The organism is Xanthomonas cannabis pv. cannabis (genome assembly GCF_000802365.1).
GTDB lineage: Bacteria > Pseudomonadota > Gammaproteobacteria > Xanthomonadales > Xanthomonadaceae > Xanthomonas > Xanthomonas cannabis.
On record NZ_JSZE01000123.1, the window covers coordinates 1 to 10,154 of the forward strand.

Consider the following 10,154-nt stretch of genomic DNA (forward strand, 5'->3'; position numbering starts at 1 on the left):
CGCCGGAGGGATTTGCCCTGGATTGGCTCGCTTCGGCCGGCGGGTCGATTGGGGCGGGGCGTTGGCTGGTGCCGCTATAATCGGTGCCCGTTTCCCCTCACGCGGTCCCTTGCGCATGTTCGAGTCCCTTACCCAACGTCTCTCCGGCACCATGGAGCGCCTGCGCGGCCGCGGCCGCCTGACCGAGGAGAACATCCGCGAAGCCACCCGTGAAGTGCGCATCGCGCTGCTGGAAGCCGACGTCGCGCTGCCGGTGGTGCAGGCGCTGATCGAACGCATCAAGGTGCGCGCGGTGGGCCAGGAAGTGCTCAAGTCGCTGACCCCGGGCCAGGCGCTGATCAAGATCGTGCGCGACGAGCTCACCGCGGTCATGGGCGCGGCGGCGGCCGACCTCAACCTCAACGTGCCGGCGCCGGCGATCATCCTGATGGCCGGCCTGCAGGGCGCGGGCAAGACCACCACGGTCGGCAAGCTCGCCAAGCACCTGAAGGAAAAGCGCAAGAAGAAGGTCATGGTGGTCTCGGCCGACGTCTACCGACCGGCCGCGATCGAGCAGCTCAAGACCCTGGCCGAGCAGGTCGGCGTGCTGTTCTTCCCGTCCGACGCCTCGCAGAAGCCGGTCGATATCGTGCGCGCCGCCATCAGCGACGCACGCAAGTCGTTTGCCGACGTGCTGCTGGTCGATACCGCCGGTCGCCTGGCGATCGATCAGGCGATGATGGACGAGATCAAGGCGCTGCACGCCGCGATCAGCCCCACCGAAACCCTGTTCGTGGTCGATGCGATGACCGGCCAGGACGCGGCCAACACGGCCAAGGCCTTTGGCGAGGCGCTGCCGCTGACCGGCGTGGTGCTGACCAAGACCGACGGCGACGCCCGTGGCGGTGCCGCGCTGAGCGTGCGCTACATCACCGGCAAGCCGATCAAGTTCGTCGGTACCGGCGAAAAGACCGACGGCCTGGATGTGTTCCATCCCGATCGCGTCGCCAGCCGCATCCTGGACATGGGCGACGTGCTGTCGCTGGTGGAGCAGGTCGAGCACAGCGTCGATCAGGAAAAGGCCGCCAAGCTCGCTGCCAAGGTCGCCAAGGGCAAGAAGTTCGACCTCAACGACATGAAAGAGCAGCTCGAGCAGATGCAGAACATGGGTGGCATCCATGGGCTGATGGACAAGCTGCCGGGCATGGGTCAGATCCCGGACAACGTCAAGCAGCAGGTCACCGGCAAGGAAGTGCCGCGCATGATCGCCATCATCAATTCGATGACCAAAAAAGAGCGCCGCAACCCGGCGTTGCTCAACGGCTCGCGCCGTGCCCGCATCGCACGCGGCTCGGGCATGCAGCCGGCCGACGTCAACAAGCTGATGAAGCAATACCAGCAGATGGAAAAGATGATGGGCAAGCTGGCCGGCGGTGGCATGAAGGGCCTGATGCGCAACATGAAGGGCATGATGGGTGCCATGGGCGGCCGCGGCGGCATGCCGTTCCGTTGAGCAACCTGCGCAGGTTGCGCGCGCTGTGAGCACATCCGCAGGCGCGCACTGCGTGCATCTGGCGCTGGCCCTCGTGCTGGCGTGGCAGCTAACGGCAGGGTGGGCGTTACTGCCGGCAAGCGTTGTGTTGTGGCTGTGTATCGCACTGGTGGTCGCAGGAATCGACCGCCTGTCTGGCGCCCGCCCGGTCGCAGTACCGGCATCAACGCCCACCTCCCAAGCGCAGGTTGGCGGCACTGGCAGCGGCATCGGCGGTACGCCCGCCATCGCTCGCCTGCCGCGGCGCGACGCAGCCGCCAAACGCGTCGTCGCGCAGAACGTGCACGACACGTCGGTGCGCCAGTGGCGGCGCCATATCGTGGACGTGGCGCCATACGAAGAAGAACGCTACCCGCGGCAGGACATCTGCACCACGGTCGAGGTGTTCCTGCGTGCGGGCGACCATCTCGTGCTGGCGTTCCATCCTGCCAACGATGCTGCAGGTGTGGCCGCGTGGCGCTGCGATGTGTGGCACCCGGGTGGCACGCAATCGCAGTGGTGGGAGGTGCCCGCCGATGGCGAGGTAGACGTGCCGGTCACCCGCTCCGGGGTGTATTCGATCGGCATCGGCCAGGCCTATGGAACGTGCCCCGGCGTGGTGGCGCTTTGGCTGCGCGTGCCCGAGCCGGATCGGCTGGCACTGCCGCTGCAGCCCACGTTCGGGGCGGGCATGCGATACGCGCGTCGCGACGACGGCGCGGTGGTGGTGCATCTCGAAGACGACGCGCAGCTGCAGTCGCAGGCGCATCTGCCGTCAGTGCCCGTGCATGGCGTGCCCGCCGGCTCGAGGTTGTTGTTCGCCAGTGCCGACGATGTCTGGGATGTGTCCGCAGGTTCCGATCCCGCATCGTCGTGGCGTGCCGAAAACACCCATCTTTACCGTTACTTCCTGCGCTTGAGCCAGGGCGACGTGCTGACGCTGGAACTGGCCTGGGCCGGCGAGCACTTCGATCGCCCGTTGCCGTTGCCCGATCAATGCACCGGTCGCACGCAGGGCGAGGTGCGTGTGTTCAAGCTCGTGCGTGGGCCGGATCTGGTGCATGCGTGGGCGAGCGCGGCACCGGCGACCTGCATGCAGATGACCTGTCCTGTCGACGGCGATTACTGCCTGGAACTGCGGCTGTTCGGCCCGCCGGCATGGCGCCAGCAAGCCATTGCTGCAGTGGTCGATCTGCGCGTGTGGGGTGATTACCTGCAGCGTCCTCGGAGCTTGCGTGCATTCGCGTTGCAGGATGTCTGGGTCGAAGACTGGTGCCAGCAAGTGATGCCGGTACCGGTGGATTGAGAGCGTGAACAACGAACCACTGTGCTCGGCGCCACATGGGCGTGGCCGGAGCTCGGTGCGGCATGTAGCAGCGGTATGCACCGACAACTTCATGTCCACCTGATCACGGTTGCCACGTTTGGTGGCCGCTTTAGACGCAAGGTGCGGCATGCAGTGCATGCGCGACTGACCGTCTTGCGCGTGCCGGCATCCGCATCCGTCCATCGCGGTTACCATGCTCCGTCTCGTGGCCGCCGAGGTGGTGGATGACCAGATTCTCCAACGTCGATGCCTTCCAGCAACGCTTCGGCCTGCGCCTGCCGATCCTGCTCAGCCCCATGGCCGGCGCCTGTCCGGTGCCGTTGTCGGCAGCGGTCGCCAATGCCGGTGGCATGGGCGCGATGGGTGCGGTGTTGTCGCAGCCGCAGGACATTGTGGCGTGGATGGCCGCCTTTGGTGAGGCAAGTGCCGGGCCTGCGCAAGTCAATTTATGGATTCCCGATCCGACGCCTGTCCGCGATGCCGCTGCCGAAGCGCGCCTGCGGGTGTTTCTTGCGCAGTGGGGGCCGCCAGTGCCGGAGGCAGCAGGCGATGCAATGCCAGCCGATTTCGACGCGCAATTCGATGCATTGCTGAACGCGCGCCCGGCGGTGGCCTCGTCGATCATGGGTGTGTTCCGACCCGACCAGGTTGCGCGCCTCAAGCATGCGGGCATCGCCTGGTTCGCCTGCGCCACCACGCTGGAGGAAGCACTGGCGGCGCAGGCGGCCGGGGCCGATGCCGTGGTCGCGCAAGGCGCCGAGGCTGGCGGTCACCGCGGCGCGTTCGATGCCAGCCGCGCCGCGCAGCAGATGACCGGACTGTTTGCCCTGCTGCCGCGGCTGGTCGATGGCCTGGAGATCCCGGTCATCGCCGCGGGCGGGATTGCCGACGCGCGCGGCATTGCCGCGGCGCTGGCGCTGGGCGCCAGTGCAGTGCAGATCGGCACCGGTCTGCTGCGCACGCCCGAGGCTGCCCTGCCCGGCGCCTGGGCCGATGCATTGGCGGCCGCCGAGCCGGAACATACCCGGCCAACCCGCGCGTTTTCAGGTCGGTTGGGGCGGGCATTGCTCACCCCTTACGTGCGCGCCGCCACTGCTGCGGATGCGCCGCCGCCTGCGCCATATCCGGTGCAGCGCGGCCTGACCGCCGCGATGCGCCAGGCAGCGGCGCGCGACAACCGTCTGGAGGCGATGCAGGCCTGGGCAGGCCAGTCGGCCTGGATGGCGCCGGCGCAGCCGGCCGCACAATTGGTCGTGCAGTGGTGGGAGCAGACGCAGGCACTGCTGTGTCGCTGATCTTCTGTAATGGCGAGGCAGCAACGGCGCAGCAACTCGGCGCGGCCGCCCTGATCAACTACGGGCACTTCACGACGCTGCAGGTGCGCAACGCCGCCGTGCGCGGGCTGGATCTGCATCTGCAACGGCTGCAACACGACAGTGCCGCCCTGTTCGGCGCACCGATCGATGCCTCGCTGGTGCGCACGTATCTGCGCGCGGCGTTGGCCTGTGCCGGTCGGGTGGATGCGAGCGTGCGTATCACCGTGTTTTCGCAGGCGTTTGCGCTGCGCGATCCATCGCGCCAGGTGGCGCTGGACGTACTGATTTCGCTATCGCCGGCTGCGCAATTGCCCGATGCCGCGCTGCGCGTGCACGCAGTCACGCATGTGCGCGAGCAGGCGCAGTGCAAGCACGTCGGCACCTTCGCGCTGTTGCATCTGCGTCGCCAGGCGATGGCTGCCGGCGTCGACGATGCGGTGTTGGTCGATCCCCAGGGCCATGTGCTGGAAGGAACGTTCTGGAATGTCGGGTTCTGGCACCAGGGCAGGGTGGTCTGGCCGGCGGGGCCGGCGCTGGACGGCACCCAGCAGCGGTTGTTGCAGGCCGGGCTGCAGGCGCTCGGTATCGCGCAGACCTCCCGCCCGGTCGCCCTTGACGAGCTCGCCAGCTTCGACGGTGGCTTCAGCTGCAATGCGCGGGGGCAGCAGGCCATCGTGGCCATGGGCCCGGCGCAGTGGTCGGCCACTGCCGCGCAGCTGCCCGTGCTGGAGCGGGCACTGCAAACCCAGGCCTGGCAAGGGATCTGAGCAAAAACACCCGCTGGCTTGGCTTCGCCGAGGGAGCCCGCTATAATCGCCGGCTTACCGCGCCACTCTGGCGACTGGGCAACTCAGGAAAACGACACCATGGTCAAGATTCGACTGACCCGCGGCGGCGCCAAGAAGCGTCCGTTCTACCACATCATCGTGACCGACGTGCGCAGCGCGCGCGACGGCCGCAACATCGAGCGCGTGGGTTACTACAACCCGGTTGCGCAGGGCGCCGAACCGCGCGTCGTGCTCGATATCGCCCGCGTCGACCATTGGGTCGGCAACGGTGCACAGCTGACCGACAAGGTGCGTAACCTGTATCGCGAAGCATCCAAGTCCCAGGCCGCTGCGGCCTGATCTTGAGGCCGGGCGTGTTTGCCCGGCCAGAGTCGACACAGATGAAGCCGACCGAGCGCCGCATCCTGTTAGGCAGGATTGTCGGCGCTTTTGGTGTCAAGGGTGAGCTGAAGCTCGAATCCTGGACCGAACCGCGCAGTGCGATCTTCCGGTATCAGCCGTGGGTCGTACGCACGCCATCGGGGCAGGAGTCGGTCGTGAGCGGCGTACGGGGACGTGATCAGGGCAAGAATCTGATCGCGGTGTTCCCCGACGTGACCGACCGCGACACCGTCGAGGCCATGCATGGCACCGAAATCTATGTGGCCCGCAGCGCCTTGCCGCCACCCAAGCCCGATGAATATTACTGGGTGGATCTGGAAGGATTGCAGGTGGAAACCGTCGAGGGCGTCAAGCTCGGGACGGTATCGCACCTGTTTTCCACCGGTTCCAACGATGTGGTGGTCGTGCGCGGCGATCGCGAGCGGATGATTCCGTTCGTGCTGCCGGAGTTTGTCAAATCGGTGGACTTCGAGGCCAATCTGATCGTGGTCGACTGGGACCCGGATTTCTGATCGAAGCCATCGGCTTCGCTCCTGCCTTACCCATTCCCGAATCCCGATTCCCGAATCCCTGCCAGTGCGCATCGACGTCATCAGCCTGTTCCCGGAGTTCATCGCGCAGTGCGCGGCGTTCGGCGTGGTCGGGCGGGCGCAGGAGCGCGGTCTGCTGGACCTGCAGGGCTGGAATCCGCGCGACCATGCGCAGGGCAACTACCGCCGCGTGGACGATCGTCCCTTTGGCGGCGGGCCCGGCATGGTGATGCTGATCGAGCCGTTGCGGGCCTGTCTGGAGGCGGTGCAGGCCGCCGACGCGCGACCGGCGCCGGTGATCTATCTCAGCCCGCAGGGACGTCCGCTCACCCAGCCCCTCGCGCGCGAGCTGGCGCAGTTGCCGCGCATGGTCTTGCTGTGCGGGCGCTATGAAGGGGTGGACGAGCGTTTCCTTGCCAATGCGGTGGATATGGAAATCTCCATCGGCGATTACGTGTTGTCCGGTGGCGAGTTGGGCGCTGCAGTCCTTGTGGATGTGGTGACGCGGCTGCAGGACGGCGTGTTGAACGACGCCGAATCTGCTGCGCAGGACAGTTTCGAAGGCCCGCAAGGCCTGCTGGACTGCCCGCATTACAGCCACCCGTCGGCGCATGCCTGGGGCGATGTGCCCGAGGTGTTGCGCTCGGGCAACCATGGCGCGATTGCGCGCTGGCGCCGGCAGCAGTCGCTGGGCCGGACCTGGCTGCGTCGTCCCGATCTGCTCGACGAGGCAGGCCTGGACAAGCACGATCGTCGTCTCCTGGAGGAGTTTCGCCGCGAACTCACCCGGGGCGACGAGAAATAAGGGCGCACCCCTAGCCCTTGAAGAATTGATTGAGGTACAATATGCGGCTTGCTGGCCAGCCTTGCGTCTGGCCCTCCTACGAACCTCGAGCAATCGCCGTGCGGCGACTGCCGGTCCAATATCACCAGACACGCGGTGCCCACCATGAGCAAACTCAACAAGACCATCCTGGCTGACTTCGAAGCCGCCCAGATCCAGCGCAAGCTGCCGGAATTCAACCAGGGCGACACCGTTGTGGTGAACGTCAAGGTGAAGGAAGGCAACCGCGAGCGCGTGCAGGCCTATGAGGGCGTGGTGATCGGTACCAAGAATGCCGGCCTGAACTCCGCCTTCACCGTGCGCAAGATCTCGCACGGTTTCGGCGTCGAGCGCGTGTTCCAGACCCACAGCGCCATCATCGACTCGGTCGAAGTGAAGCGCCGCGGTAAGGTACGCGCCGGCAAGCTGTACTACCTGCGTGGCCTGGAAGGCAAGGCTGCCCGCATCAAGGAAGATCTGGCCGCTGCTGCACAGGCCAAGGCTGCTCGCCAGGCTGCTGCCAAGGCCGAGTAAGCCACACTGCTGGCAGGTCTCATCGATCTGCCACTGCCAGACGGCCGCCCTTGAGCGGCCGTTTGCGTTTGTGGAACCGGAATGGCGACAGCGCTCGAAATTGGCATGTGCCACCCGCGCACTGCGGTTCCGGCCGCGATGCCCGCAGCCACCTGACAACCGCGCTCGTTTTGTTAGCCGCTCTCAAGTCGCAGCTTGAGGCCGGTCAATGCAGCGCATCGCCATCGATCACGTGGCTTGGCTGCGGTCGGCATGCGCGGATCAGCGTGCACGCATCAGCGCGAGCGTGTCCGGGTTGGCTCGGTGATCGGCTCGGCAATGGGGGCGGGATCGGCGACCGGCGATGCAGGATGTGCGGGCACCTCGGCTGCCGCTGCCAGTGCGGAAGGGTGGTTCTGCGTGGTCAGCATGCGCGCCTTGCGCCAGCCGCCCCAGCGGTAGTAGGCCAGCGACAGCAGCATCGAGCAGGTAGAACTGATCGGAAAGCTCCACCACACCGCGTCTGCGCCCAGATGCGGCAGCAGGATATTTGCGAGAGGCACGCGTACGCCCCAGAGCGAAAACGCCAGAATCAACAGCGGTGGGATCACCGCACCGGTGGAGCGCACCACGCCAGACACCACAAAGCTGACGCCAAACAACAGGAACGACCAGATCGCGATGTGGTTGAGATGCCGCGCGATCTCCAGGGTGGCGCTGCCTTCGGGCAGGAACAGGGCCAGGGTCCAGCGATCGAACAGGATCAACAGCACGATCAGCAGGCCAGTCATCAGGAAGTTGGCGGCGATGCCGGTACGGGCGACGGCATCCACCCGCGACCACAGGCCGGCACCCACGTTCTGGGCAGCCATGGTCGAACAGGCGGCGCCGACCGCCATTGCCGGCATCTGTACGTAGTTCCACAGCTGCAGCCCCGCACCAAACGCGGCGGCGGTGTCGGTACCGAAGCCATTGACCAGCGACAGCATCGCGATCATCGCCAGCGAGATCATCACCATCTGCAGGCCCATCGGCACGCCCTTGACGATGAGCGCGCGCAGGATGGCAGCATCGATTCGGAACAGATGCAGGTCGCGTCGTCCCAGCCACAGCACATGTTTTTTGTGCCGCAGATAGATCAGCAGGCCGGCCAGTGCAACCACCTGCGCAATCAGCGTGGCCCAGGCCGCACCGGCGATGCCCAGCGCCGGAAACGGGCCGATGCCGAACAGCAGCAACGGGTTGAACACGATATCCAGCAGCACCGACAGCAGCAGAAAGCGGAAAGGCGTACGCGCATCGCCGGTACCGCGCAGCGCTGCCGATAGAAAGGCGAACAGATACAGCGTCGGCATCGCCAGGAAGATCACGCGCAGATACTCCTCGGCCAGCGTCTGCGAGGCGGCGGGCGTACCCATCGCGGTGAGCAGATGCGGCGCCAGGAACCAGCCCAGCACGGCGATCAGCGCCGACAGCCCGCCGAAGAAGCTGGCGCTGGTGCCCATGACCTTGCGGGCCTGGGCAATGTTGCGCGCGCCCATTGCCTGGCCGATCAGGATGGTGGACGCCATGCCGATACCGAAGACCGAGCCGATCAGGAAGAACATGATGCTGTTTGCGTTGGCTGCCGCAGTCAGCGCCTCTTCGCCGAGGTAGCGGCCGATCCAGATCGCGTTGACCGAGCCGTTGAGCGACTGGGCGATATTGCCCGCCATGATCGGCAGTGCGAAGAGCAGCAGGTTCTTGCCGATCGGGCCTTCGGTCAGGACAGCGGATTTGGCCATCGCGGTTGTATCGGTATGCAGACGTTGCGCACCCTAGCATTGCGCGGGTGAGATCCGGTGCAGTGCTCGCGTTGCGTACGCACTTCGGTGGGGGAGAGCTCCATATTCAGCGCCAGCGATGCAGCCTTGGCCGGGGCGTTTCGCTGCTTCGCTCGGCTGCGCAGCCGCGGTGGCCCTCATCCGGCGCTGCGCGCCACCTTCTCCCGCAGGCGGGAGAAGGGGTGTGGCCGAGCGCTTGTTTGATCTGCAGTGCGTTGATTGAACTGTCATGGGCTTGTTTGAACTGTGGTGTGTTGTTTGAACCGTAGTGCGCTTGTTTGAACTGCAATGCGTTGTTGAACTGTAATGGGCGTGTTTGAACTGCAGTGCGTTGATTGAACTGTCATTTTTTGAATTGCGGTGCGCTGTTTGCCGTAATGGGCTTGTCTGATCTGCAGCGCGCTGGCAGTCCTTCCTTCCCCCGCCTGCGGGGGAAGGTGCCCGTAGGGCGGATGGGGGCAAGCGTCCAGCATCGAACTGGCGATCGACCCGGTTGGCCGCGGCGACGGCCCCGCTTGAGTTCCGGGTGGCTGCCCAAACATCGGTTACCAGACAACGCGAGACAGCAGGCGCATGAATCCGGAGCTGGAACAGGGCACGACGGTCAGGCTGGATGTGTGGCTGTGGGCCGCGCGCTTTTTCAAGACGCGCAGCCTGGCCAAGAACGCGGTCGACACCGGCAAGGTGGACGTGGGCGGGCAGCGCCCCAAGCCCTCGCGCAGTCTGCGCTGCGGCGAGCACCTGCGCATCGACCGGGGTGGTGAAATCTTCGAGATCACGGTGGCCGGGCTCAGCGATGTACGCGGACCGGCGCCGGTGGCGCAGGCCCTGTACGTGGAGGGCGAGGCGTCGCGCGAGGCGCGTGCGCAGTGGCGGCTGCAACGTGCTGCCGAACGCACCGGTTACCGCGCGCCGGAAGGCAAGCCCGACAAGCGGGCACGCCGCTTGATCAATGCATTGGGCGATATCGACGCGCTCTAGCGGTCTGGCACATTGTCCCTGCCGTGCTCGATGGGGTCCGCAGCGACGTCCCCCCGCCCTGAGTAGCGGTCGGGTTTAGAGTCCGGGGTTGATGATATCGGTGTTTGCCAGATGTTGGGCATAAGCGGACGGCGTCATGCCGCCAATTGCTTTCTTGGGTCG

At 65.9% G+C, this 10,154-nt stretch carries 10 protein-coding genes and 1 other RNA gene; 10 read left to right on the plus strand and 1 reads right to left on the minus strand.

Annotated features, from left to right (window positions below):
• The first annotated feature begins 115 nt into the window (after positions 1-115).
• The 9 genes from ffh (at position 116) to OZ10_RS20740 (ending at position 7,388) form a co-directional block, all read left to right on the plus strand.
• Positions 116-1,492 carry a signal recognition particle protein gene (ffh, locus tag OZ10_RS17295; RefSeq protein WP_039414157.1) on the plus strand — a complete coding sequence of 459 codons (1,377 nt, stop codon included), beginning with the start codon at positions 116-118 and terminating at the stop codon, positions 1,490-1,492.
• Between the two features lie 25 nt (positions 1,493-1,517).
• Positions 1,518-2,816: a hypothetical protein gene (locus OZ10_RS17300; protein ID WP_039414154.1), complete on the plus strand. Its 1,299-nt coding sequence runs from the start codon at positions 1,518-1,520 to the stop codon at positions 2,814-2,816.
• Between the two features lie 245 nt (positions 2,817-3,061).
• Complete coding sequence (locus OZ10_RS17305) at positions 3,062-4,132, plus strand: NAD(P)H-dependent flavin oxidoreductase (RefSeq protein ID WP_039414151.1); 1,071 nt, start codon at positions 3,062-3,064, stop codon at positions 4,130-4,132.
• Entirely contained in the window at positions 4,123-4,920 is a 798-nt protein-coding gene (locus OZ10_RS17310; RefSeq protein WP_039414147.1) for an aminotransferase class IV family protein, read from the plus strand. Before OZ10_RS17305 ends, OZ10_RS17310 begins: the two co-directional genes overlap by 10 nt.
• Positions 4,921-5,019: 99 nt before the next feature.
• Positions 5,020-5,280, plus strand: a complete 261-nt coding sequence (gene rpsP / locus OZ10_RS17315) for a 30S ribosomal protein S16 (protein WP_039414145.1) — start codon at positions 5,020-5,022, stop codon at positions 5,278-5,280.
• 41 nt (positions 5,281-5,321) lie between these two features.
• A complete protein-coding gene (gene rimM / locus OZ10_RS17320; RefSeq protein WP_039566183.1) occupies positions 5,322-5,834 on the plus strand; it encodes a ribosome maturation factor RimM in 513 nt (170 codons plus the stop codon).
• A 64-nt stretch (positions 5,835-5,898) separates the two neighbouring features.
• Positions 5,899-6,657 carry a tRNA (guanosine(37)-N1)-methyltransferase TrmD gene (trmD, locus tag OZ10_RS17325; protein WP_039566185.1) on the plus strand — a complete coding sequence of 253 codons (759 nt, stop codon included), beginning with the start codon at positions 5,899-5,901 and terminating at the stop codon, positions 6,655-6,657.
• 144 nt (positions 6,658-6,801) lie between these two features.
• Entirely contained in the window at positions 6,802-7,209 is a 408-nt protein-coding gene (gene rplS / locus OZ10_RS17330) for a 50S ribosomal protein L19 (protein ID WP_005989873.1), read from the plus strand.
• A gap of 105 nt (positions 7,210-7,314) precedes the next feature.
• A non-coding RNA gene (locus OZ10_RS20740) (sX9 sRNA) lies at positions 7,315-7,388 on the plus strand.
• 96 nt (positions 7,389-7,484) lie between these two features.
• Here the strand turns inward: OZ10_RS20740 and OZ10_RS17335 are convergent.
• Complete coding sequence (locus OZ10_RS17335) at positions 7,485-8,972, minus strand: MATE family efflux transporter (protein ID WP_039414134.1); 1,488 nt, start codon at positions 8,970-8,972, stop codon at positions 7,485-7,487.
• Between the two features lie 612 nt (positions 8,973-9,584).
• Here OZ10_RS17335 and OZ10_RS17340 point away from each other — a divergent pair.
• Positions 9,585-9,992, plus strand: a complete 408-nt coding sequence (locus OZ10_RS17340; RefSeq protein WP_039410485.1) for an RNA-binding S4 domain-containing protein — start codon at positions 9,585-9,587, stop codon at positions 9,990-9,992.
• The last annotated feature ends 162 nt before the right edge of the window (positions 9,993-10,154 follow it).